This window comes from Arcobacter sp. LA11 (assembly GCF_001895145.1).
Lineage (GTDB): Bacteria > Campylobacterota > Campylobacteria > Campylobacterales > Arcobacteraceae > Halarcobacter.
Genome location: NZ_BDIR01000004.1, coordinates 57717 through 84062 on the forward strand (window position 1 = coordinate 57717; position 26346 = coordinate 84062).

Here is a 26346-nt window from a genome sequence, read left to right on the forward strand (position 1 = left end):
AATGTTTTTTAATAGGGATACGATTTTTGGGAAAATATTTAAAGTTTTATTTCTTGCGATAATCTCATTCTCAACAATATTTGCAGTCTATTTTATCTCTAATCAAAAAGATCAGATTTTAAGATCTCTTAAATTAGAAGCCCATAGTATTGCAAAAATGCTTACATATGCTTCTTCTGATGCTATTGTTTTAGATGATGGTGCTTTTTTAGTGGAATTTAATTATGAGTTTATGAAAGAAAATGATAGTTTAAAAGCTTTAATTATTTCTAAGCTTGATAAAACCAGTTACATAATAAGAAAAGATGGTTGGGCTTTTGAAAATAAGATAGATAAAATATTTTTAAATGGAGAAAAAAAAGAGGTTACGTCACGAATAATTTTATCTCCAATTAGTAATGAAAATATTTTTCATTATGTTTTCCCTATTGAGTTTTCTGGAACACATTGGGGTTGGCTACATTTAAATATGTCTTTAGATAATTATAATAAAAAGATTTCTAATATGTATCTAGAGTTTTTTACATTTTTTATAATTTTATTATTGTTATCTATGATTGTATCTTATATTGTTGCGAAGAATTTTTCAAATCCTATTATAAGATTGAATAAAGTTGCAAATAGGATATCAAGAGGACATTTAGAATTAAGAAGTGATTACAAAAGTAGTGATGAAATAGGTCAACTTTCGGACTCTTTTAATAAAATGATTTCTAAAATTGAAGAATCTCAAGCTGAGTTAAGAACTTCCCATGAAGACCTTGAACAAAGAGTTAAAGAGAGAACTTTAGAATTATATGAAGCAAATAGAAAATTACAAGATAATAGTGTTGAGTTAGAAGAATTGAATATAAATCTTGATAAAAAGGTTAAAGACGAAGTAGAGAAAAGAACTAAACAAGAAGGGCTTTTAATTCAACAATCAAGACTTGCAGCCATGGGTGAAATGCTTGGAAATATTGCACATCAATGGAGACAACCACTTTCTGTAGTAACAACAGCTGCCACAGGTATAAAAGTAGAAAAAGAGTTTGGCTTATCAAATGAAAAAGCTGAGGTTGAAAAATTAGATACTATTATTAAAACATCTAACTTTTTATCAAATACTATAGAAGATTTTAGTAACTTTTTTAAACCAAATAAAAATAAAGTTGATTTTAGTATAGAAGAGAGAGTTGAACAATCTTTAGAATTAGTAAGTGCAAGTTTAAATTTCAATCATATATGTGTAAAAAGAGAATATAGTGAAATTGATAAAGTTTATGGTTTTCCAAATGAATATTCACAAGCAATTTTAAATATTTTAACAAATGCAAAAGATGTAATTGTTGAAAATAGAATTAAAGAACCTCTAATAAAAATAAAAACATATAAAAAGAACAAAAAAGGCTATTTAGAGATTGAAGATAATGCAGGTGGAATAAAAAGTAAAGTTTTAGAAAAAATATTTGATCCTTATTTTACAACAAAACATCAAAGTCAAGGTACAGGGATTGGTTTATATATGTCAAAGATGATTATTGAACAAAATATGAATGGAAAACTAGAAGCTAAAAACGGAAAAAATGGAGCGATATTTATTATATCTATTCCTATTATTTAAGAAGAGAAATGAATTATAAATTATTTTTTATTGTATTTTTATTTACTGTTAGTGTTTTTGCTGATGACAAAAAAGTAAATATTGGTGTTTTATATGAAAAAATATTTACTACAAAAAAAGAAGCTCAAATAGGGGCAAAAATTTGGCTTAAATATATGGAAAAAAAGCCTTACTTTGAAGGTGTAAATGTAATACTCTATGAAGATGAAAAACTTATTATTGATGATTATATTAATAATAAAATAGGAGGAATGATATCAAATCTTACTCTTTATTTTAAAAATAAAAATGATTTAGATAAAGCAAGTAGAAGAAGATGGATTCCTTCAACTACAAAAGAGATATATGAACAGTATTATTTAATAAAACATAAAGATTCATCTGTAACTTTAGATAATCTAGAACAAAAAAGTGTTTTTTATAAAAATGATATAGGTAAAGTATGGCTAGAGTCTGTAATCTTAAAAAAATATAAGAAACCCTTAGAAAAAGTTTTTAAAAAAGTTCTTGAGATAAAAAAGCCTCAACAGTTAATTTTTAATGTGTTTTTTAATAAAAATGAGTTGTCTGTAATTCCTAAAAAACTTTATGATTCTATGCTTGAGTTAAATCCTCAAATAAGACAAAAAATCAAAATAATATCAAAATCAGAACCTATATTTTTTTCTGGAATAGGTTTTACACATAATAAACTAGATGAAAAATATTTTTTAATGTTAGATGAAATGACAAATGATATTAATAGTTCAGAAAACGGTTTAGAACTGATTTCTCTTATTGATTTAGTTAGGGTTAAAGTTGTCAATAATAAGGATTTTGAAGATTTAACAATTTTTTATGAAGAGTATTTTAGATTAAAAGAACTATATGGTAAAAAGGAACAAAAATGAAACTATTTATAGTATTTATTCTTTTTATTGTTTCTTCAATATCTTTATTTGCAAATGAAGAGAAATTAAAAATTGGGATTATGTATGAAAAGTTGTTTACAACAAAAAAAGAGGCAAAAATAGGCTCAGAACTTTGGTTGAAACAAATGCAAGAAAAAGATAAAAACTTTAAACTAGAGATGATATTTTATAAAGATGAGAAGAGATTGCTTGATGATTATATAAATAAAAAGATTTCTGTTATAGTTTCTAATGCTATTTCATATTATGAAAATAAAAAAATTATAGATAGTTTTTCAAATCATAAATGGGTAATGAGCCTATCTGAAGGAATATTTGATAAGTTTTATTTAATAAAAAATAGAGAGTTGAAATTTGATTTAGAAAGTTTGAAAAACAAAAAAATATATTATAAAAATGAAATGGCTAAAATTTGGCTTGATTCTTTGATATTTAAAGAAAAAAAGAAATCTATTATTAAAAAGTATACAAAAATTGAAAAAGCAAATAAGTTGATTTTCAATATATTCTTTAATAAAAATGAGTTATCTATAATTTCAAAAGATACTTATGAATCAATGCTAGAATTAAATCCCCAAATTAAACAAAAAATTGAAATAGTGAGTGAATCTGAAGCAATGTTTTTTGATGGCATTGGATTTACGAGAAAAGATATATGTTCTGAGTTTGAAAAGATGTTAGAATTAATGAGAATAAAACTTGTAAAAAAAGAGAAAGAGTTTGATGTATTATCTTTTGTAGATATTCAAAAAGTGTATATTTTAAAAAATAATGATTTAGATAAATTAGATAGATTTTATAAAGATTATTCTAATCTTAAAAAGATTTACAAATAAGGAGGAAAATATGAGGTTATTAAATATTATTATCATTTTTTTCCTTTTTTCTAATATTTTAAATGCAAAAGAAAATAGTAGTTATATAGGAATACTATCTGAAAAAATTTTTACTACTCAAAAAGAAGCTAAGATTGCTGCAAAAATTTGGACAAAGTATATGTCTGAAATAGGTTATGAAAATGTTTTTATCAAATTTTATGATGATGAAAATGTATTGATTGCTGACTACCTTAACAATAAAGTAAGCACAATATTAGGTACATATCAAATGTATTATAAAAATAAAAGTATTATAGATAATGTTTCAAAAAGGAGATGGATACCAACTATTTCTAAAAATACATTTGAGCAATTTTATTTGATTAAAAATGTAGATTCTGAAATAACTATTAATAATTTAAATAATAAGATATTAAATTACAAAGATAATATTGGAAAAATTTGGCTTGATTCTATTATTATGAGTAAATATAAGAAAAGTGTATCTAAGGTATTTAGCGAAATTATTGATATAAAGAAACCCCAGAAACTTATATTTAATGTATTTTTTAATAAAAATCAACTCTCTGTAGTCTCTAAAAAACTTTATGATGATATGATTGAATTGAATCCTCAAATAAAAAATAAAATAGAGATATTAGAAAAATCTAAAATTACATTTATTTCAGGAATAGGTTTTACTAGTAAAAAAATTAATCCATACTATGATGATATGCTTAAAAATATAAGAAAAGATATAGACAAAAAAGGGATTATTAAACTATCTCCTTCTATAAATATTTATGAGTTTTATGATATATCAAATGAAGAGTTAAAACCACTAGATAGTTTTTTTAGTTTCTATTTAAATTTAAAAAGAAAATATAATTAATGTAATTTTTTAGTGAATATAAAATTTAGTACTTTTAGATATAATACCCTATGAAAAAAATATTAGTTATTCTTGATGGTATAGTTGCAAAAAAACTAATGCAGAGAATTGTTGAATCAAATACAAGAGAAAACAATTACGATGTAGTTTATATGAATGATGTAGTTTTACCTGAACAAAAAGCATCAAACTTTACATTTTATAAATTTGACCCAACTTCTGAATCTAAACTTGGTATGGTTTTGGATAAAAATGTTCACTCTGAAGTATTAATTGCTTTAAACTCAAAAGATGAGATGTTAAATGTAATTAAGAACATAAAAGAGAGAAAGAAAAATCTACAAATTACAATATTAGATTATTGGGGAATTGAGTTAGAAGACCCTTATGTAAATATATATAAAGGTATTGAAGTTCTGGCAAATGGTATGGTAGAAAGACTACCAAATATACCAGTAATGGCTCAAAATATTGGACTAAAACAAGGTGAAATTATGGAAATCCATATACCTTTTGGAAGTTCATATGCATATAGATATATTGGTTCAATTGAGCAAACAGAGTGGAAAATTTTTGGTTTGTATAGAAATCAACAACTTATAAATATAAAACCTTCTTTGATTTTAAAACCAAATGATGTGATATTAGTTATTGGAAAACCAACAGTACTAATGCAAGTTTACAATGCTATTGGTAAATCACAAGGGCAATTTCCTATGCCTTTTGGACACAATATTTATTTATATTTAGACCTTTATTTACAAAATAAAAAAAGAGTTCAAGATGTAATTGAAGAGGTTAAATATTTAAATAAGAAGTTTAAAAACCAAAAATTAATTGTAAGAGTTACAAGACCAACTACAGTTGGGCTTATGAACTTGATAAAACAGAGTTTTGAAGAAGATGAAACCGTAGAAATAAAAATGGATTATCATAATTTAGGAATGATTAAACTTCTAAAAAATGATACAAAAGCTTTTGATATAGGAATGGTTATCTTAACAAATGAGATGTTTAGAAATAAAAAACATATTAAAGATATTTTAGATTTAAGAGTACCTATTTTTAAACTAGGTGATGAATTAACAGGTGGTATTAAAAAGACAGTAGTTTTAATCAATGATGTTAACTCTTATGAACAAATATCTCCAGTTGTTTTTGATGTTTCAAGTCAATTAAGAACCAAAACTAGAATTTTTGATATGGATCCAATTGGTGAACATGAAGATAAAACTAGATTACTTGATCATTTTGAAAATTTAGCAAAAATATTTAATCAAAAAATTGAAATTATATCAAATGAAAAAAATCCAATTAGAGAGTTGAAAAAGCAGACAAATACGCTACAAATACTACCTTTAAAAGAAGATATGTTTAATCAAAGATTCTCATGGAAGTTTTTATATACGAATCCAGATTTAATATCTTTTGATATGAAAAAATATAGCCAATTATTAATACCTGTAATAGAAGAATAAGGAAGAGAATGAATTTTGAAAAATATCCATTTGAAAAATTAAATGAATTATTAGTAAATGTAAAACCAAATGAAAAATATGAATTATCAGCTTTAACAATAGGTGAGCCAAAATTTGAAACACCTGAGTTTATACAAAAAAGTTTAAAAGAAAATACATCTTTTTTACAAAAATATCCAGCTAGTGCAGGTTTGCCTGAGCTTAAAGAGTCTATGATAAATTTTGTACAAAAAAGATTTAGTGTTACACTAGAAATGGAACAAATTATTCCTACTTTTGGAACAAGAGAAGCTCTTTTCAACTTTCCTCAATTTGCACTATTTGAGAAAGAAAACCCAACTATTGCTTTTACTAATCCTTTTTATCAAATTTATGAAGGTGCAGCACGTGCAAGTAGAGCTGAAGTTATTCATATTGATTTAACGAAAGAGAATGATTTTAAAGCAAAGTTATCTAATGAAGAGATGAAAAAATGTGACCTAGTGATTTTAAATTATCCTAATAATCCTACATCAGCAGAAATGACAAAATCAGAATTAGGTGATTGGGTTAAAAAAGCTTTAGAGTTTAATTTTATATTAGTAAATGATGAGTGTTATTCTGAAATATATTTTGATGAAAAAGAAAAACCAGCATCTTTATTAGAAGCAAGTATTGAAGTTGGAAATAGGCAGTTTAAAAATGTATTAGTTATGAACTCTATTTCAAAGAGAAGTTCAGCACCTGGTTTAAGAAGTGGTTTTATAGCTGGAGATGCTTCAATTTTAAAAGATTATATGAAGTATAGAACTTATGTGGGATGTGCTTCTCCTGTACCTTTGCAAAAGGCAGCAGCTGACGCATGGAATGAAGAGTCTCATGTTGAAGGTTTTAGAAAAATTTATAGAGAAAATTTTAAAATTGCACAAGAAATTTTAGGAGTAAATCCTCCTAAGGCTACATTCTATATCTGGCTTGAAGTTGAAGATGAATTAGAATTTACAAAAAAACTTTTTGAAGAGAAACATATTAAGGTATTACCAGGAAGTTTTTTAGGTAGAGAAGGTATTGGAAAAGGCTATGTAAGAATTGCCTTAGTCGAAAATGCAGAAAAAACAAAAGAAGTATTAACAAGATTAAAGGATTTTATTGATGGATAAAGAGCAACTTCATGATGCAAGAACAAACCCCGACTTTATAAAATATTTAGAAGAGACAAGGGAAGATGCAATTGCAACAAAGAATATTTCAGCACTCTATGAGGTTTTAGACTCTTTACTTATTTTAGACTTGGATGAAGAAAAAGTAAATTCTGTTTATCAAAATATTTTAAAAATAGCTTTTGATGAGGTTCAAAATATAATCAATGATAATCGAAAACTTACATTAGAAGGTGATGACCTTTTTTATGTAAGAGCTTTTTATGAACACGCAATTGAAAAGTGGAGTTATGAAAATTTTGAAGGTGCAAGAGAATTAATATTTGTTTTATCAAATATTCTTGAAGATGAACTTTTAGAAGATGCTCTAAAAGCTCATATTATTGCCCTTGCAGTAAATACAAATTTGGATAGTTTTTATGAAGATGATGTAAATTTAGAATCTGCAAATGAAGATGAAAAATATGGATATTTTATTACAGAATTTAATTATGATTTAAAAGAGTATTTAGAGTTAAATAAAAAGACTCTTAGTGAAGAGTATGAAAAACTAAAACATTTATTGGAAAATTAATGAAAGTACATTTTATTGGAATTGGTGGAATTGGACTTTCTGCCTTAGCAAGATTTTTAAGTAATGATGGACATGAAGTTTGTGGTTCGGATATGAAAAGTTCTCCTATTACAAGAGAACTTGAAAATGAAGGTATAAAAGTTTCTTGTCCTCAAGATGCTTCAAATATTAATGATGACCTTGATTTAGTAGTCTATTCTGCTGCTGTTACTGATGAAAATCCTGAATTAATAGAAGCAAGAATTAAACAAATTAAAACATTATCGAGAAAAGAAGCTTTACCTATTATTTTAGGTGATAAGAAAAATTATTGTGTTGCAGGAGCTCATGGTAAATCAACTACGACAGCAATATTAGCTTCTATTTTACAAAGCTCAGCACTTATTGGCGCAATATCAAAAGATTTTGGTTCAAATTTTAGATATGTAAATGATTTAGTCGCTTTTGAAGCAGATGAATCTGATGCGAGTTTTCTTTTATCAAGTCCTTATTGTTCAATTGTGACAAATGCAGAACCAGAGCACATGGAATATTATCATTATGATTATGATAAGTTTTTTGGTGCTTATGAAAAGTTTATAGAACTTGGAACAAAAAAAGTTGTTAATGGAGAAGATGAATATATAAAAAAATTAAATATTGAAAATGCAGATTTTTTATACCCAAGTGTTGATATTAAAAATCTATCTTATCTTTTAAAAGATGGTGAACCATTTACAAAATTTGATTTAAAAGATTTAGGTTCTTTTGAAGTTTGGGGATTTGGATACCATATTGCAATAGATGCCTCTTTAGCAATACTTGCAGCTTTAAATGAATTGTCTGTAGATGAGATAAGAGAAAATCTAAAGAATTACAAAGGCATCAAAAAAAGATTTGATGTGGTTCAAAAAAATGACAAAATGGTTGTAGTTGATGATTATGCACATCATCCAACTGAAATTGAAGCAACTATGAGATCTGTTGAGTTGTATGATAATTTAACAAATATGAATAGAAGAATTGTAATCTGGCAGCCACATAAATATTCAAGAACTAGTGATAATCTTGAAGGCTTTAAAAAATGTTTTAGACGTTGTGATGAGCTTGTAATTTTACCAATTTGGACAATTCCTGGTGAACAAATAATTGAAATAGATTTCAAAAAAGAGTTTGCTCAATATAATCCAATATTTGCTGATAGTTTAAAAGCTAGTCAAGATAGAGTTGAGCTAGTAAAAGATGGAAAAGTATTCCATACTTTCGAAGATGGAATTGTTTTAGGTGTTGGTGCAGGAGACATAACTTATCAATTAAGACATTAACTAACTTTAATATTTTTATATTAAAATATAGTAGACCTTTAAAAGGGAGAGATGTATGAAAGTATTAGTTAGAAAGTTTTTAAAAAAAGAGTCAACATCTGGCTTGATTTTAATGGCTGTGACTGTAATAGCTTTAATATTTAGTAATACATTTCTATCTGAATTTTATACAAACATCTTACATACAAAAATTGAGTTGAAAGTTGGAGATTTTTTAGAAATCTCCAAACCTGTAATTTTATGGGTAAACGATGGATTGATGGCTATTTTCTTTTTATTAATAGGCTTAGAGATAAAAAGAGAATTGATTATGGGGCATTTATCCTCTTTCTCTAAAATAGCACTTCCTGCAATAGCCGCAGTTGGGGGCATGCTTTTCCCTGCTTTAGTTTTTATTTTTTTTAATCATGGAAATGATTTTGCAATGAGAGGTTGGGCAATTCCCACTGCGACTGATATTGCATTTGCTTTAGGTATAGTCTCTTTACTTGGTAAAAGAGTTCCTACTTCTTTAAAAATATTTTTAATGGCGCTGGCTATTTTTGATGATTTAGGAGCAATTATAATTATTGCACTTTTTTACACTTCTCAGCTTTCATTTACAGCAATTGCAGGAGCTTTATTTTGTATAATTGCTCTTTATTTATTAAATAAATTAGAAGTTACTTTAGTAGGTGTATATGCAATTGTAGGTTCAATTCTTTGGATATTTGTATTGAAATCAGGAATTCATGCAACACTTGCAGGGATTATTATTGCTTTTTCAATTCCATTAAATGCAATTAATGAAAAGCATAAAAGGATCTCTCCTGTAAGAACATTACAGCATTATATTCACTTTTGGGTAGCCTTTTATATTCTTCCTATTTTTGCTTTTGTAAATGCAGGTATTGATCTAAGAGATATGTCTTTAGAAAAGGTACTAAATCCAGTCTCATTAGGAATAATATTAGGTCTATTTTTAGGTAAACAAATAGGTGTATTTCTTTTTACTTTTTTAGCAGTAAAGTTTAAATTGGCAAAACTTCCAAGATGTACAACTTGGGTGCAAATTTATGGTATATCAGTTCTAACAGGAATAGGTTTTACCATGAGTCTTTTTATAGACTCTTTAGCTTATCAAGATACTAATATGTTTTTTTACACTGATAAACTAGGAATATTAATAGGTTCTTTTCTGTCTGGTATATTTGGATATTTAATATTAAGATATATGAAGAATAAAAAGAATTGTAATATTTAAATAGGTTTTATATAACCATTCTCTATAATAATTCTTTCTTCTAATTCAAGTTCAAAAATCTTTTCTTTATATTTTTTCAATGCTTCTTCATATAGAGGAAAACTATTTATATAAGTATCTAGTTCACTATCATTTTTATTTATGGTTCCAAAAGTATCTAAAAACTTATCTAAATTGTATATAGGTTCAATCAATCCTTCCTCAACTAGTTTCTGTGTTCCTAAACTTTCATTTAATCTGTGAGGTATAGTATAAACTTTTTTACCCATTTCAAGAGCATAATTAATAGAAGTTAATGTTCCACTTTTTTCATCAGCTTGTGTGACAATAAGAATTTCTCCTAAGGCAACTACTAGCTCATTTCTATGTACAAAAGTATAATTCCTTGGTTTCTCTCCATCTTTATAAGTACTTAATATGAGACCTTCTTTTTCAATAGAATCAATAAGTTTTGAATTGATTGCAGGATATTTTATATCAAGTCCATTTGCAATAACTGCAATTGTATTTAAACTTCCTGCAGCATTATGAGATATTGCATCTACTCCTATTGCAGCACCACTTACAATGATAATTTCTCTTTTTGATAATTCGTTTGCAAGTTTATGTGTAATTTGTTTTGTGTATGAATTTGGTTTTCTAGTGCCAACTATTGAGATTTTTCTTTTTCTAAGAAGTGAAGTATTACCTTTATAAAAGATCTCATTTGGATATTTTTTCATGCTGTCTAGTTCTTTTATATGAAAGTTTAATTGTTTTGTCATGAATACTCTATAATAATTTTTATTATTATAAGTAAAGTAATCTTAGTTTATAATAAAATATATTATTTATTTAAAAAAGGAAGCTGATTTAAGTAGATAAGCTCTAAATCCTTTAATAAATGCTTTGATTGTTTTAATACTTTTATAGTAATTGAATGAGGGTGGCAGATAGCTATTGCATGACCATTCTTTTTAGCAATTTTAATTGCTTTCTTTAGTTGGTTTTGTATATATGAAAAATCTTGTTCATTATCTAAAAATACATTTCTCACTATATATGGCATATTGTATTTTTTTGCCATTTTTTTCCCTAGAGTTTTACTTGTTGTTCTACTATCCATAAATATAAAATCATGTTTTTTAAGTGCTCGAAATAGGTTATCCATACCTTCTTCATTTTCTGTAAATTTACTACCTGTATGATTATTGGTATATTTTGCATTTGGATACCATTTTCTAATTTGTGCAACTCTATTTTCTATTGTTTCATAAGAATCACCTACATGTAAAGTATGTTTTTCTTCACCTCTATATGTAGTTGCTTCCATAGGAAAATGAATCATATAAAAAGGCAAGTCTTGTGCAATTTTTGCAGAATTTTTATGATCTGGAGTTGGTGGCATTACAGATATAGTTGTTCTGTATCCTATAGAATTTATTTGATTTATTTGATATTGTGTTGTTACATCATCTATTACTATTGCAAGTTTTGGTTTATTTGTTTGTATTGGTAATGTTTCATGCTCTTTAATTTTTTTTACAATAATTTTTTCTTCTATTTGTTCTTTTTTATCTTTTTGTTTTACTTGATTTGTTTCTTCTATCTGTTCTTTTTTATCTTCAATTTTCTTTTTTGTAGTGTCTATGATATCTTTGTCGATATATTCTTCATATAAATCTTTTGTATATTCTTCAAATTGATCTTTTTTTATCTCTATATTGTCTACGTATTTATTTATTTGTTCTTCGCTTTTTTCTTCTACTTCAGTAATTTTTTTTTCAATAGTCTTTTGTATGTTTTTTGTAGTAGTTTTTGCTTTTTTTAATTCTTGAGTATCATATGTATATAAAATATATGCAATAACTAAAATAAGTGCAACAATAATTGCTAATAGTGAATTCAAAAGTTTAAAATTTGTATTTTTACTTTTGCGAGTTTTTCTTTTATGATGTTTTTTTTTAATTTTTCGTTTTGTCATTAAAATAATAGGAAGACTTTAAAGTAAGGGGATATTTAAATCTTACCTTACTTTAAAATATAATTAGTTTTTGTCTAAATCAACGATTTTGCTTGAAGAAATCCAAGGCATCATTTCTCTTAATTTATTACCAGTTTGTTCAATTAATGAAGCTTTAGCGTTAGCTCTTTCAGCGTTCATTCTTGGGTATCCTGATTGACCTTCTAAGATAAAGTCTTTTGCGAATCTACCATCTTGAATCTCTTTTAAAATTTCTTTCATAGCTTCTTTTGATTCTTTATTGATAACTCTTTTTCCAGATACGTAATCACCGTATTCAGCAGTATTAGAAATAGAATATCTCATATCAGAAATTCCACCCTCATACATTAAGTCAACAATTAATTTTAATTCATGTAAACACTCGAAGTATGCCATTTCTGGAGCATAACCAGCTTCAGTTAATGTTTCGAATCCAGCTTGAACTAAAGATACAGCTCCACCACATAATACAGCTTGCTCTCCGAATAAGTCAGTTTCAGTTTCATCTTTAAAAGTAGTTTCAATAATCCCTGTTCTTCCACCACCAATTGCAGATGCATATGCTAATGCAACTTCTTTAGTATCACCTGAAGCATCTTGAGCAACAGCGATTAAGTCAGGAATTCCTCCACCTTTAGTGAATTCATTTCTTACTGTGTGACCTGGTGCTTTTGGAGCAACCATCATAACATTTCCATTAGCTTCTGGAGTAATTCTTCCATAGTGAATATTAAATCCGTGTCCGAATGCTAAGTAAGCACCATCTTTAAGGTTTGGTTGAATTTCATTGTAGTAGATTTCAGATTGATTTTCATCTGGTAATAAAATCATTACAACATCTGCACCAACAGTTGCATCTGCAACAGTTTTAACTTCAAAACCTTTAGCTTCAGCTTTTGCCCAAGAAGAACCACCTTTTCTTAATCCAACAACAACTTCAACACCAGAGTCTCTTAAGTTCTCAGCGTGTGCGTGCCCTTGTGATCCAAAACCGATCATTGCAACTTTTTTAGATTTAATTAATTCGATATTACAATCTTTGTCGTAGTAAACATTTAATGCCATTATTATTCCTCACGTAAATTTTTGTTGGATTATATCGAAATAAAACTAATTTTTAGATAATATGTATTCAAATTATATAAGGACTATATCTTGTTAAAAGAGTTATTTACAAAATTACAATGTCATGAAAAAGAGTTTAACTCTAATGAAATTGAAAAATTAAAAGAGTTTATGAAAGATGATATTGTGATATTTGATAATGGAGAGTATCATCTAAATTCAAAATATAAAGTAGGAACTGTAAAAGTTAATAAAAACAGAGCTATTTTACATGATTTATTAAATGAGCATAAAGATATTGCTTTGGATTTTGAGCATTTAAATGGTGCATATGATGGAGATTTAGTCTTAGCAAAAAGAGTTTTTAATCCAAGAAGTAAAATAAAAGCAAAAATAATCAGTGTTTTTGCTGGTAAAAAAAGTGATATTCTAGTTTATGTAAAAGATAAAAAATATTTTACAGTAAAAGAGAATATTTTATTGCAAAATCAAAAAAGCGTAGAATCAAAAGAGGGTGATGTTCTTTTAGTAGATAGTAAAAGTTTTGAAATCTCAAAAAATCTTGGAAATATTGAAGATGCATATGTAGATGAAAAAATATCATTACATTTATATAATGAAGAGTTTAGGTTAAATCCTAAGATTGAAGTTGATGCAAAGATGGATGATAAAAAAGAACGAGTTGATTTAACCAACCTTCCTTTTTGTACTATTGATCCAAATTCTGCAAAAGATCATGATGATGCTATTTATTTTGATTGGCTAAATGCAGTATTATATGTAGCTATTGCGGATGTATCTTATTTTGTGGAAGAGGGAAGTAAATTAGATATTGAAGCATTTAAAAAATCTACTTCTGCATATTTACCTTCAAAAGTTTTACCAATGCTTCCAAATGAACTTAGTGAAGATATGTGTTCTTTAAAAGAGGGAGTTGATAGATACTCTTATGTGTTTAAAATTCATTTAGATTTAGAAAAATTAGAAGTAAAAAAATCAGAACTTTTTGAAGCAGTTATAAATTCTCATAGAAAATTTTCTTATGGAAGAATTGATAGGGTTTTAGATGATAAGCTAGATACATATACCCAAGTAGAAAAAGAGATATTTGATTATCTTGTACCTTTATATGAAGTTACAAAAAGTTTTAGAGCAAAAAGATTAAAAATAGGATATGACTTTAGAAGTAGTGAATTTAGGTTAAGACTAAATAGAAATAATGAAATTCAAAATATAGAGGTTGAAAAGTCTACAGCCTCACATCAATTAGTTGAAGAGTGTATGTTATTTGCAAATATAGAGGCAAGTAAAAAAGTAAATAGTGTAGGTATTTTTAGGATACATGAAGAACCACCTTTTAAAGCTATTTCAAAACTTGTAGATGATGTAAATGCTTTGGGTATAAAAGTAAAACTACAAAATGACGTACATGATACTATTACTCATATTCAAAGTAAAGCAAAGACTTCAGTCATAAGAGAAGAGATTGATGAACTAATTATTCATGCTCAAACTCAAGCTAAATACTCTTCTAAAAACTTAGGACACTTTGGTTTAGGATTTAAATCATATTCTCATTTTACAAGTCCTATTAGAAGATACTCTGATTTAGTTCTTCATAGAATTCTAAAATCAAAACAAACTCCAAAAAATATTGATGAAATATGTGAGCATATTTCTATTCAAGAGAGAAAAATAGATCAAATGGTTTGGGACTATGAAGATAGAAAATATGCAAGATGGGCTATGAAAAATATAGGAGCTGAAGTAAAAGCTAGAATTACAGATAATGAAAGAGGCTATGCAGTTACTTTTGGTGAAATGCCAGGAGCTAAAATACATCTTGATAATTATAAGGGGCAAGTCTTATTTAGTAAAGTTAAAGTTGTGATAAAATCTTCTGATATTATCACTAAACAAATAGTTGGTTCAGTAAAATATTAGTGTCTTTTTAGACACTAATAATAGTTTCTCCTGATTTTATCCAATCACTTAAAAATTCACCAGTATAAAATACATCTATATTACAAGAGTCTAGTCCTCCTTTGATTTCCATATCATCAGCACATTTTAAGCAGGCTACAACTTTTACACCATCTTTTATCATAGCTTTTACTTTTTCTTGAATCTCTTTATCTTCATTGATTAATCTCTGAGCTGCACCCCAAACTAAAACAGTCACTTCTTCCATCCAACCTTTCAGTTTTGCATTGTGAGCATATAAAAGTACCATGTGTTCTGCTGTTTCTTTGTTATTCGTTGTCCATAAGATTTTTGCTTCTCTTTGCATAATTATCCTTTTGTATAAAAATATTATTATAACAAAGATTTTGATACTATTTCGTATGTACAAAAATGAATTCGATAACTTACTTAGACAAGAAAAAAAATTTAATGCTTATATGTTTTATGGGCAATCAAATTTCTTAATAGAATATTACACATCACTTGTGGCAAACCAATTAGGTACACCTGATGAAATAGAAAAGCTATATTTTGATGATTTTGATTTTAAATATTCAAAAGATAAGTTATTACAATCTTCTTTATTTGCAGCAAATAATATTCTTGTAATAAAACTTGATAAAAAACTTCCTAAAAAAGAGGTTGTTGAACTAATCCAAGCTTGTAATACAAACTCTGATTCGAAAGTTGTTTTCGCATGCATGGGTGATGCTGATTTTAAGACAATGGGTGGATATTTTACTCAAAAATTAAATGCAGTTAGTGTAAGAATGTTTTCTCCTTTTGCAAATGAAGCTGTTAGACTTTTAGAAGCACAAGCTAAAGATTTAGGAATAAATTGCGAAATGTCTGCGTTAAACCACTTGTATTTTATGCATAGGCAAGATTTATCTTTATGTGTAAATGATTTGAAAAAACTTAGTATTTTAGATGAAAGAATTACCCCTGATATTGTAAGTAAACATTGTTTTGGTATTGGAGCTGTTGATTTTGAGGATTTTTTACATAATCTTTTAAGTGGACAAGATATTGGTGATGATTTGGATTTACTGCTAGAAGAGGGTATGAATGAAATTTATTTACTTAATCAAATAACTTCTTTTGTTCAACAATTATTTATGATAAGTTCTTATGCAAGAGTTCATGGAGCTCCAAATGCAAAAGAGATTTTAGGTTTTATTCCTCCTAAAAATGTTTGGGAAAAAAAGTCTAGATTGGCTATAAATATTAAACCAGATTTATTTTTAGAAATACTAAACTATCTTTTAAAAGTGGAGTTAGAGTTAAAATCTTCAAAGATAGATAATCAAAATCTATATTTACAAGCTTGTCTCAGAAAAATATCAGTTTTAATTAGATAAAATCACAGACTTTACAAAAAACCTTGCTGATATTTGTAAAGATACCGGCACAAACTATAAGGAGATTAGATGTCAAAATTAAAACATTATGAAACAATGTTTATTTTAAAGCCTACACTTACTGAAGAAGAAACTGTAGCACAAATTGATTTAGTGAAAGCTACAATCGAGAAAAATGGTGGAGAAATCGTAGCTTGCGATGATATGGGTTCAAGAAATCTTGCATATGAGATTGAAAAGAACAAAAGAGGTTACTATTTTGTAGCATACTTCAAAGGTGCACCTGCAGGAATCCTTGAAATCGAAAGAAATTACAGAATTAACGAAAATATTTTAAGATTTATCTTCATTAAATATGAAAACAAAAAAGAAATCGCTGCATGGACTAAAATGAGCGAAGAAGCGGCTAAAAAAGCTAACTAATTTAAAAATATAGGAACAACTTATGTATAATAAAGTAGTAATGGTAGGAAACTTAACAAGAGATATTGAATTAAGATATATGCCAAATGGTGCAGCTTTAGCAAAAAGTGCTATTGCAACAAGCCATAAGTATAAGACACAAACTGGAGAACAAAAAGATGAAGTTTGTTTTTTAGATTTTAATATGTTTGGTAGAAGTGCTGAAGTTGCGAATCAATACTTAAGAAAAGGTTCTAAAGTTTTATTAGAGGGTAGATTAGTATTTGAACAATGGACTGCACAAGATGGTTCTAACAGAAGTAGACATGCTCTAAGAGTTGATACTATGAAAATGTTAGATTCAAAAGCAGATTCTCAAAATATGAGTAATGATAACCAAGGTGGAGGATATAATCAAAATTATAATCAACCACAAGGTAATCAATATAATAACAATCAAAATGCTGCTCCTCAAAATAATCAACAAAACAGTTATGGTGGTATGAATAATCAAGCGCAACAACCTGCACAAGAACATAAAATACCTGAAATCGACATCGATAACGATGAGATACCTTTCTAGAATACAAGGATAAAAAGATGGCTGAAAGAAGAAAATACGGAAAAAAATTTTGTAAATATACTGAAATGAAAATTGATTTCATTGATTACAAAAATACAGATTTATTAAAATTATCAATGAGTGAAAGAGGTAAAATCATGCCTAGAAGACTTACTGGTAACTCTAAAAACTCTCAAGAGATGGTAGAGAATGCAATTAAAAGAGCTAGACATATGGCTTTAGTTCCATATATTGTAAATACACAAAATGTTACGGATGCAGCATTTATTAGATAATTAAATATTAACTAATTTGAAAAGAGAGGGAGATAGTTTTGCTATCTTCCTTTTTTTTTGCCTAATCATATTATGATAATCATTCTTATTATTAAGCTTAAACTAAGAATTATTTAATTATAGTTTCAATAACAATTATCATTAATAAAAAATTAAGAAGGATTTATATGTTAAAAAAATTAGCATTAGGAACATTAGTATTAGCAAGTTCAGTATTTGCAGCTAGTGAAGTAAATGTTTATTCTGTTAGACATTATGATACAGATAAAAAACTATTTAAAATGTTTGAAGAAAAAACGGGGATTAAAGTAAATGTTGTTAAGGCAAAAGGTGGAGCTTTAATTAAAAGATTAAAAAGTGAAGGTAAAAATTCACCTGCAGATATTTTAATTACTGTTGATGCTGGAAACTTATATAAAGCAAAAAGTGCTGATTTATTACAATCTATAGAATCAGATTATTTAGCTAAAAACATTCCTACAAACTTAAAAGATAAAGATAACACATGGTTTGCTTTAACAAAAAGATCAAGAGTTACTTTATATAAAATTGGTTCTGGTACTGAAAAAATGCTATCAACTTATGAAGATTTAGCTGATCCAAAATTTAAAGGTAAGATTGTAGTAAGATCTTCAAGTAATATTTATAACCAATCTTTATTAGCAGCAATGATTGAACATCACGGTGAAGCAAAGGCTTTAGAGTGGGCTAAGGGTGTAGTTGCAAATATGGCTAGAGATCCTAAAGGAAATGATAGAGCTCAAGTTAAAGCTGTAGCAAATGGAATTGGTGCAGTTGCAATTGCAAATACTTATTATGTAGGTAAAATGGTAAATAATAAAGATGCATCACAAAGAGATGCTATTGCTAAAATGAAAGTTTTCTTTCCAACATTTAAAAATGGTGGAACTCATGTAAATGTTTCTGGAGCAGGTGTTACTAAATATTCTCCTAATAAAGCAAATGCAATTAAGTTTATTGAATTTTTAGCTTCAACTGATGCGCAAGAATTATTTGCAAAAGCAAATTATGAGTATCCAGTATTAGCAGGTGTAAAATCGTCTGATTTAGTATCATCTTGGGGAACTTTTAAAGAAGATACAATTTCTGTTGATAGATTAGGTGAAAATAATGCAAAAGCTGTTAAAATATTCGATAAGGCTGGATGGAAATAATTCATTCGTTTTTAATAAATTAACGGAAATTAATATTTGAAATACTTTAATAAATTGACAATAAGTAGTGTTTTTTTAACACTACTTATTTCAATTCCTGCATTACTCATTTTAGTAAATATCTTTGCACCTGAAACAGAAAATTGGCAGCATTTAAAAGATACAGTACTTTTAGAATATGTATTCAATTCTTTATATATCATGGTTGGTGTTGCTTTTTTAACGACTATTATTGGCTTCTCAACAGCTTATATTACCACTATGTATAGTTTTACTTTTTCTTCTTTTTATCATTATGCTTTGATATTGCCTTTTGCAATTCCTACATATATAGTTTCTTATGTTTATGCTGGAATGTTTGATATGACAGGTTCTATCACACTTTTTATTTTAGATTTAATGGGAAAAGAAAACGTAAGTGAAGTATTTTTTATGGACATTATGTCTATAGAAGGTGCTATTATTGTTATGTCTTTAGTTTTATATCCATATGTATATTTGATTTGTAAAACATATTTAATATCAGAATCTTCATCAATTATTGATGCTTCTAGAACTATGGGATTAAATTCTTGGCAAATATTTACTAGAGTTATTATACCTATTTCAAGACCAGCAATTGTTGCAGGAACTATTCTTGCTGTTATGGAAGCTGTTTCTGACTTTGGTGTGGTTGATTACTATGGAGTATCTACTTTTGTAACTGGTATTTTTAGAACTTGGCAAGGTATGGGTTCTCTTGAAGATGCCTCAAAATTAGCTTCAATGTTGATGATGTTTATATTCATTTTAATACTATTAGAGAGATTTCAAAGAAGAAATAAAAGATATAGAAGTTCTGGAAAAGATTTTGCCCCAATATCAAAAATAAAACTTACTGGTAGAAAAAATGTATTGGCAAATATTTTATGTTTTTTACCTGTATTTTTTGGTTTTATTTTACCCTTTGTACAAATGTCTTATTGGTTTATCTTATCTTATGAAGATGTAATAGATGAAGATTTTATTACTTTACTTTTGCAGACATTAGGTCTTGGAGTAGGTGGTAGTATATTGATAACTATATTAGCTTTTATTTTTGTATATACTGTAAGAATTCATAAAAATAAGTTGTCTGATACTTTAACTCAAACTGTAAAATTGGGATATTCAATTCCTGGGGCTGTTGTTGCAGTTGGGGTGCTTAGCTTTTTTTCAATTATTGACAGAACTTTAGATATTTTTATTACTGGTTCAATATTAGCAATACTTTTTGGATATTGCGTTAGATTTTTAGCTATTTCAATAAATAACTATGAATCAGGTTTTCTAAAAGTACCACAATCATATGATGATGCCTGTAAAACTATGAACATCTCAGAATTTACTAAATTGACAAAGGTTGTAATTCCTTTGATTAAGAATTCAGCTATGGCATCTTTTATAGTTGTATTTATTGAAATAATTAAAGAATTACCTTTAACTATGATATTAAGACCTTTTAACTTTGATACCTTAGCTGTTTATTCTCATGAGCTTGTAGGTCAAGCTGAAGTTTTTGAGTCAAGTGTTCCAGCAATGTTTATTGTGCTTTTAGGAACAATATCTGTGCTATTATTAGCAAGAAAAATGATTAAGGATTAAAATGCTAGGAATTAGTGTAAAAAATTTTTCAATAGCTTTTGGTGAAACTCAAATTTTAGAAAATGTTTCTTTTGATGTAGAAGCTGGAGAAATTGTAACTATTTTAGGACCTAGTGGATGTGGTAAGAGTACAATTTTAAGGGCAATTGCTTCTTTGCAAGATAATTACAAAGGTGAAATTTATCTAAATGAAACATGTTTGATAAATAATTCTAATGAGTGTAATAAAGATATTGGATATATATTCCAAGATTATGCACTTTTCCCCCATTTAAATGTAAAAGAAAATATTGAATTTGCACTTTATAGACTTAATAATATTGAAAAACAAAGAAGGGTTGATAAACTTTTAAAGCAGTTTGATTTGACTGAACATAGACATAAACAAATACATGAATTAAGTGGTGGACAACAACAAAGAGTTTCCATTGCTAGAGTAGTTGCTTATGAGCCAAAAGTAATACTTCTTGATGAACCTTTTGCTAATTTAGATACGATATTAAGAAATAAGACAAAAGTATGGTTAAAGAAGATTATTAAGGATTTAGGACTTAGTGCTATTCTTGTAACACATGATCAAAAAGAAGCTCTTTCTATGTCTGATAAGATTGCGATTATAAATAATAAAAGAATAGAGCAATTTGGCACTCCAAAAGAACTTTTTGAAAAACCAAAGTCATTATATATTGCAAATTTTTTAAATCGAATTAATGAATTACCAAATAAACTACTTGAGGATTTAGAAATAGTTATAAGTAATGAAAATGTAGGAGTGATTTCTATAGATAATATAAAGGTTACTAACAATATAAATATGATTAAAGCTTCTATTTTAGATATATCTTTTTGTGGTGATTATTATGAATTACACGTTAGTTTAGATGATTATGATAAAAAAGAAATTATTGTTAAAACATCTTGTATAGATTGTTTAGAAAACAATGATAAAGAGTGTTTTTTAGATTTAGATTTAAAAAACATTAAAATAGTAAGAAGAGAGAGTTTTAATAAATAATTTTGATCAGATATCTTTGAAGTTGTCTCTTATTTTTAAAAATTCATTAAGATTCTTGAAAAATAGATTTATTAGTATTGGATCAAAATGTTTACCTGCTTCTTCACGGAAAAATTCAAAAATCTCTTTATCTTTCCAAGCTTTTTTATAAACTCTACTACTTCCTAAAGCATCAAAAACATCTGCAATTGCAGTAATTCTACCATAAATATGGATTTCTTCACCTTTTAAGCCTCTAGGGTATCCTGAGCCATCATATTTTTCTTGGTGTTCATATGCAATTATTGCAGCAGCTTTAAGAATTTTTTTATTTGAATCTTTTAGCATATCATAACCAATTTTAGAATGGGTTTTCATCACTTCAAATTCATCTTTTGTGAAAGGTCCAGGTTTATTTAAAATTGCATCTGGAATAGCAATTTTCCCTATGTCGTGCATAGGACTTGCCATCTTTACTATTTCTGATTCATTTTTTGATAAACCATAATAAAGTGCTAATAACTTAGAATATTCAGCAACTCTTTTAACATGCATTCCTGTCTCTTTACTTCTAGCTTCAGCAATTGCTCCTAGTCTAAATATAATCTCTTTTTGTGTTGATGTAATATCCTCATTAAGCAATTCAATTTCTTGATTTGCTTTTTGTATAAGTTTTTGCGCAGTTATATCTTGGGATATGGCAGTATAGTTTAAAAATTCACCGTTTTTATCGTATTCAGGAGTTATAATAGTATGTAAAGTATATATTTCACCATTTTTCTTTTTATTTACTATTTCCCCTAACCATATTTTTTTCTCACATATTGTTTGCCATAAATCTTCATATAAAGAATCATTGTTAATTCCACTTTTAAGAACATTATGGGTTTTCCCTAAAAGTTCTTTTTCTCTATATCCCGATACTTTAATAAATGCTTCACTAACATAAATAAGTTTTCCATTGATATCTGTTTTTGAAGCAATGACATTTTTATCAAAAGATGATAATAATCTATTTAATTCATAGTTCAAAGAATTTCTTTCTGTAATATCAAAAATAGCACCTACAATACCCGCAATTTCTCCATCTTCAAAAAACACATTTTTGTAATAAATTAAATCTTTTCTCGTACCATCTTTTAGTGTTAAATTCCCATCGTATTCCTGTACTTCACGACTTCTTAAAAGTTCACTATCTTTTTCATAGAAAATTTTTGCAGAGTCATTATCTATTAGGTTATATGCAGTTTTATTAAGAATATCATTTTTTTCTACTTGCATTAATTCTAAAAATGCTTTATTACATCCTATATATTCTCTATTTATATTTTTATAATAAATTGGAGTATTAACATTATCAATTAAATTTTGTTGAAATACCAATTGTTTATTAATTCTTTTTTCTGCTAGTTTTCTTTTCGTGATATTTATTAGAAGAGTTATAATAAATAAAATCATTAGAATAAATATAATTGTGAGTGCTACAATTTCTTTAAAATATAAATCCATCAAAGAATCTTTTTTATTGATAAAAATACTTCCAAAAGGAATATTACTTTCATCTACTTTATATTTTTTTATTTGTTTATAATCAAATATATATTCATTAGGGCTTTTTTCTAGTATAGGAATAGATTTTACATCTCTTCCATCTAATATTTTACTTGCAATTTTTCCTGCTGCTTGACCTTGAAAATATCCACTTGTTAGGTACCCTCCTATTATTCCATGGTTCAAAGTAAAGTCCCAAAGTCCATAAATTGGAATATTAGAATTTTTATCAACTCCTTCTATTGCCTTATAATATTCTAAAAACTTATTGTCTTTTGTTCTAAAAAAGAAAGTAAATAAAATTACACTATCTTTTTGAAATTTTTGTACTTTTTTAATTAGTTCAGGAAATGTAACATCATCAATTATAGGAAATTCTATTTTTTTATCTTTATATTTTTTTGTAACAGTTTTTACTTCATTTTTTATAAGTTGACCGGTTTTAGTAGTATCTGTAATTGTATAGATTTTTTTTGTATTTGGATGAAGTTTTAATATCAAGTTATAATTTTCTTCTAAATCAGCTTTTTCATTTACTCCTGTGAAATTTGGAAAACCTTTTAAAGATTCTTCTTTTAGATAATTAGTTCCACAAAATACAACAGGACTATTTTTAAAAAGAGTAAAATTATGTTTTTTTAAAAAGTTAAAAGCATTATCATCTGATGAAATAATTAAATCAAATTTTATATTACTATATTTCTTTTTATATATCTCTGTCAAAATGTTATAATAAGATTCATCTATATATTTTTTTGTATCCATATATTCAACATATAAATCAATTTTTGTTAAGTCATTAAATATACTATGGATACCATTATTTATGTCACTAGTCCATTTGTAGGATTGATGATAAGAGTGTAAGATTAGTATTTTTGGTTTATCTTTTGCTAAAGTATTAGTAGTGAATAATACTAAGATAATAAAAATACAAAATTGTTTAAAATTTCTATACATATTGAATTTCTCCAAAGTATAATAATAAAAAATTATATACTACCTTAGTTAAACCATAACATAGTTATTTTATAAATTAAATTATTTTATTTAAATTTCAGTTTTAAATATTTTTTTCTAATATAATTCTTTTTAATTCTTGTATTTCTTCTTTTAAAGATTTGATTTCTGTTTTTAGTTCATTTTCAGAAACTTGAACCTCTTTTATCATATCTTTTTCTTCTTCTTTTAAAATAGCCATAGCATCTACTATAATTGCTACAACTAAATTTATCATTACAAATGTTGCAACAAATATAAAAGGAACAAAAAATACCCAAGCATATGGATGAACTTCCATTATAGGCCTTACAATTCCCATAGACCAAGATTCTAGGGTCATTATTTGAAATAGAGTATAAAATGATTCTCCTAATGTTCCAAACCATTGAGGAAAAGTATTTGCATAAAGGTTTGTAGCCATGATGGCAAAAACATAAAAAATTAAACTCATAAGTCCTACAATTGATAGCATTCCCGGAATTACACTAATTAGTGCAGCAACAATTTTTCTCATTTGTGGAACTACTGTTATTAGTCTAAAAAGTCTTAGAACTCTTAATATTCTTAAAACAGAGAAACCTCCACTTGATGGAATAAGAGAGATTGTAACAACAAAAAAGTCAAATAGTGACCAAGGGTCTTTGAAGAAAGATAATCTATGTGCATAGATTCTTAGTAATACTTCTATTGTAAATATTGTAATAACAAATTTATCAAAGGTATTTATTAGACTTCCGTAAGATTGAGTAACAGATTTAGAAGTTTCTAAACCCATAGTAATACCATTTAGTATAATTAATATAATGATAAAGTTTTGAAATTTTTTTGATTCGACTAATATTTTTATTTTGTTCAAGTTTTTTCCTAAGTTTTTTTGGATTATACAAAAAAACTTATTTTTTTTCTATATTTAATTGTATAAGATTTTTTAATTTAACATAATTTAAAAGGAATAAAAGAATTTTTAGAAGAATTTATTTTATATAAAAAGAAGTCATAAATTTAAATTTATAACTTCTCCCAAACAACACCATTTGGTGTATCCATAATTGAAACTCCAAGTTTTGAAATGTCTTCTCTAATCTTATCTGCCATTTCAAAATCTTTATTTTTTTTAGCTTCATTTCTTTTTTCAATTAGAAATTCGATATTTAATATATCTTCTTGTGAAATTCCAAACTGAAAATATTTATATGCATCATTAAAACCTATTCCAAATATTTCATTAATAAATTCAAAAGTAGATACAAGTTCTTTTTTAAAGCTTTTATTTTTTGGCTCTTTATCTAAAGTTTCATTTGCTTTATTTATATATTCATCAATAATTGAAATTGCTTTTGCTGAGTTTAAATCGTCATTTAGTGCTTCAAGAAGCTCTTCTTTAAATTTTTTATTTACGGCAGATTTACCTAATCCATAAACTCTTTTTTTAACTCTATAAAACTTATCAAGTCTTTTTTTAGATGATATTAAATCTTCTTCATTAAAGTTAAAATTAGCTCTATATTGAGCAGTTAGAAGATAGAATCTTACAACTTCCCCTGAATATGATTTTAAAATATCTTTTAAGAAAAATGAGTTACCAAGTGATTTGCTCATTTTTTCACCATCTATATTTACAAATCCATTATGCATCCAGTATTTGGCTAGATTTGCTTTTGATGAACATCTAGTTTGTGCAGCTTCATTTTCATGATGTGGAAATAGAAGGTCAGCTCCACCACCATGAATATCTATTTGATAATCTTCATCTTTATATGCAAGATGTTTATTAATCATAGCCGAACACTCTATATGCCAACCAGGACGACCTTTTCCAAATGGTGAATCATATGCTACATCATCAGCTTTTTCAAATTTCCAGAGTGCAAAATCTGAAGGGTTTCTTTTTTCTTGATTTGATTCAACTCTAGCAATTGAGTTTTCATCACTTGCTCTATTTGATAATGAACCATAGTTTTTATCTTTTGAAACATCAAAATAAACGCCATCTGAAATAGAGTATGCAATATCTTTTGACATTAAATCACTAATCATATCAATCATAATTTCTACATTTTGGGTAGCTTTTGGTTCAAAAGTATTAGGTAAAATATTTAAGATTTCCATATCATTTTTATATGCATTGATATATTCTGTAGTTACATCTTCTAAAGTTCTATTTGTTTCATTCATTTTTTTGATAATTTTATCATCGATATCAGTGAAGTTTTTCGTCATAGTAACGTTATAGTTATTTGCTTTTAAAACTCTATGCAGTAGGTCAAAAGCTATTGCAGAACGAGCGTGACCTAAGTGTGAATCATCGTACACTGTAGGACCACAAACGTATATTTTTACATCATTGTTTTTTATAGGTTCAAAAGGAACTTTTTCTTTTTTAACTGAATCAAAAACTGATATT

General features: G+C 26.7%; 24 protein-coding genes. 17 read left to right on the forward strand and 7 right to left on the reverse strand.

From position 1 onward, the window contains the following. Position 1 precedes the first annotated feature (1 nt). The 9 genes from BT997_RS05155 to nhaA are packed head-to-tail and all read left to right on the forward strand — an operon-like array spanning position 2 to position 9962. Entirely contained in the window at positions 2–1603 is a 1602-nt protein-coding gene (locus tag BT997_RS05155; protein WP_072680388.1) for an ATP-binding protein, read from the forward strand. Between the two features lie 8 nt (positions 1604–1611). Continuing rightward, positions 1612–2493 (forward strand): PhnD/SsuA/transferrin family substrate-binding protein, encoded by an 882-nt coding sequence (locus tag BT997_RS05160; protein WP_072680389.1) that lies wholly within the window; start codon positions 1612–1614, stop codon positions 2491–2493. Further along, entirely contained in the window at positions 2490–3350 is an 861-nt protein-coding gene (locus BT997_RS05165) for a hypothetical protein (RefSeq protein WP_072680390.1), read from the forward strand. The genes BT997_RS05160 and BT997_RS05165 overlap by 4 nt, the downstream gene beginning before the upstream one ends. A 10-nt stretch (positions 3351–3360) precedes the next feature. After that, positions 3361–4224, forward strand: coding sequence for a hypothetical protein (locus BT997_RS05170; RefSeq protein ID WP_072680391.1), 864 nt, complete (start codon positions 3361–3363; stop codon positions 4222–4224). A gap of 50 nt (positions 4225–4274) precedes the next feature. Continuing rightward, positions 4275–5702: a COG3400 family protein gene (locus tag BT997_RS05175; protein WP_072680392.1), complete on the forward strand. Its 1428-nt coding sequence runs from the start codon at positions 4275–4277 to the stop codon at positions 5700–5702. An 8-nt stretch (positions 5703–5710) separates the two neighbouring features. After that, the gene (locus BT997_RS05180) at positions 5711–6841 is read left to right on the forward strand and encodes a succinyldiaminopimelate transaminase (protein WP_072680393.1); all 1131 of its coding nucleotides are present in this window, start codon (positions 5711–5713) and stop codon (positions 6839–6841) included. Further along, positions 6834–7415 (forward strand): hypothetical protein, encoded by a 582-nt coding sequence (locus BT997_RS05185; protein WP_072680394.1) that lies wholly within the window; start codon positions 6834–6836, stop codon positions 7413–7415. The genes BT997_RS05180 and BT997_RS05185 overlap by 8 nt, the downstream gene beginning before the upstream one ends. Further along, positions 7415–8719 (forward strand): UDP-N-acetylmuramate--L-alanine ligase, encoded by a 1305-nt coding sequence (gene murC, locus BT997_RS05190; RefSeq protein WP_072680395.1) that lies wholly within the window; start codon positions 7415–7417, stop codon positions 8717–8719. Before BT997_RS05185 ends, murC begins: the two co-directional genes overlap by 1 nt. Before the next feature lie 55 nt (positions 8720–8774). After that, a complete protein-coding gene (gene nhaA / locus BT997_RS05195) occupies positions 8775–9962 on the forward strand; it encodes a Na+/H+ antiporter NhaA (RefSeq protein WP_072680396.1) in 1188 nt (395 codons plus the stop codon). Here nhaA and BT997_RS05200 read toward each other — a convergent pair. The 3 genes from BT997_RS05200 to ilvC all read right to left on the reverse strand — a co-directional run bounded on the left by BT997_RS05200 (position 9959) and on the right by ilvC (position 13011). Beyond that, complete coding sequence (locus tag BT997_RS05200) at positions 9959–10726, reverse strand: DNA-processing protein DprA (protein WP_072680397.1); 768 nt, start codon at positions 10724–10726, stop codon at positions 9959–9961. The two genes, nhaA and BT997_RS05200, sit on opposite strands and share 4 nt — an antisense overlap. Positions 10727–10788: 62 nt before the next feature. After that, positions 10789–11850, reverse strand: coding sequence for a divergent polysaccharide deacetylase family protein (locus tag BT997_RS05205; RefSeq protein ID WP_174247198.1), 1062 nt, complete (start codon positions 11848–11850; stop codon positions 10789–10791). Between the two features lie 138 nt (positions 11851–11988). Further along, positions 11989–13011, reverse strand: a complete 1023-nt coding sequence (gene ilvC / locus BT997_RS05210; RefSeq protein ID WP_072680399.1) for a ketol-acid reductoisomerase — start codon at positions 13009–13011, stop codon at positions 11989–11991. Between the two features lie 90 nt (positions 13012–13101). On the opposite strand from ilvC, the gene BT997_RS05215 reads away from it, so the two are divergent. Beyond that, complete coding sequence (locus BT997_RS05215) at positions 13102–14955, forward strand: ribonuclease R family protein (RefSeq protein WP_072680400.1); 1854 nt, start codon at positions 13102–13104, stop codon at positions 14953–14955. 7 nt (positions 14956–14962) lie between these two features. On the opposite strand, the gene BT997_RS05220 is transcribed toward BT997_RS05215, so the two are convergent. Then, positions 14963–15301 (reverse strand): DsrE family protein, encoded by a 339-nt coding sequence (locus BT997_RS05220; protein ID WP_072680401.1) that lies wholly within the window; start codon positions 15299–15301, stop codon positions 14963–14965. Between the two features lie 55 nt (positions 15302–15356). Between BT997_RS05220 and holA the strand changes: the two genes are divergently transcribed. The 7 genes from holA to BT997_RS05255 all read left to right on the forward strand — a co-directional run bounded on the left by holA (position 15357) and on the right by BT997_RS05255 (position 21410). Then, positions 15357–16337 (forward strand): DNA polymerase III subunit delta, encoded by a 981-nt coding sequence (gene holA, locus BT997_RS05225; RefSeq protein WP_072680402.1) that lies wholly within the window; start codon positions 15357–15359, stop codon positions 16335–16337. Between the two features lie 69 nt (positions 16338–16406). Continuing rightward, positions 16407–16760: a 30S ribosomal protein S6 gene (gene rpsF / locus BT997_RS05230; protein ID WP_072680403.1), complete on the forward strand. Its 354-nt coding sequence runs from the start codon at positions 16407–16409 to the stop codon at positions 16758–16760. A gap of 22 nt (positions 16761–16782) precedes the next feature. Next, positions 16783–17322, forward strand: coding sequence for a single-stranded DNA-binding protein (locus BT997_RS05235; protein WP_072680404.1), 540 nt, complete (start codon positions 16783–16785; stop codon positions 17320–17322). A 17-nt stretch (positions 17323–17339) separates the two neighbouring features. After that, positions 17340–17597, forward strand: coding sequence for a 30S ribosomal protein S18 (gene rpsR / locus BT997_RS05240; protein ID WP_072680405.1), 258 nt, complete (start codon positions 17340–17342; stop codon positions 17595–17597). Positions 17598–17764: 167 nt separating this feature from the next. Further along, positions 17765–18772 (forward strand): Fe(3+) ABC transporter substrate-binding protein, encoded by a 1008-nt coding sequence (locus BT997_RS05245; RefSeq protein WP_072680406.1) that lies wholly within the window; start codon positions 17765–17767, stop codon positions 18770–18772. 36 nt (positions 18773–18808) lie between these two features. Then, positions 18809–20395: an iron ABC transporter permease gene (locus BT997_RS05250; RefSeq protein ID WP_072680407.1), complete on the forward strand. Its 1587-nt coding sequence runs from the start codon at positions 18809–18811 to the stop codon at positions 20393–20395. Position 20396: 1 nt separating this feature from the next. Continuing rightward, positions 20397–21410, forward strand: a complete 1014-nt coding sequence (locus tag BT997_RS05255; RefSeq protein WP_072680408.1) for an ABC transporter ATP-binding protein — start codon at positions 20397–20399, stop codon at positions 21408–21410. Between the two features lie 6 nt (positions 21411–21416). Here the strand turns inward: BT997_RS05255 and BT997_RS05260 are convergent, their stop codons facing one another. From BT997_RS05260 to cysS, 3 genes are all read right to left on the reverse strand, one after another. Continuing rightward, a complete protein-coding gene (locus tag BT997_RS05260) occupies positions 21417–23900 on the reverse strand; it encodes an ABC transporter substrate binding protein (RefSeq protein ID WP_072680409.1) in 2484 nt (827 codons plus the stop codon). A gap of 103 nt (positions 23901–24003) precedes the next feature. Further along, positions 24004–24798, reverse strand: coding sequence for an ion transporter (locus tag BT997_RS05265; RefSeq protein WP_258239428.1), 795 nt, complete (start codon positions 24796–24798; stop codon positions 24004–24006). 152 nt (positions 24799–24950) lie between these two features. Next, positions 24951–26345, reverse strand: coding sequence for a cysteine--tRNA ligase (gene cysS / locus BT997_RS05270; protein ID WP_258239435.1), 1395 nt, complete (start codon positions 26343–26345; stop codon positions 24951–24953). Between the last annotated feature and the right edge of the window lies 1 nt (position 26346).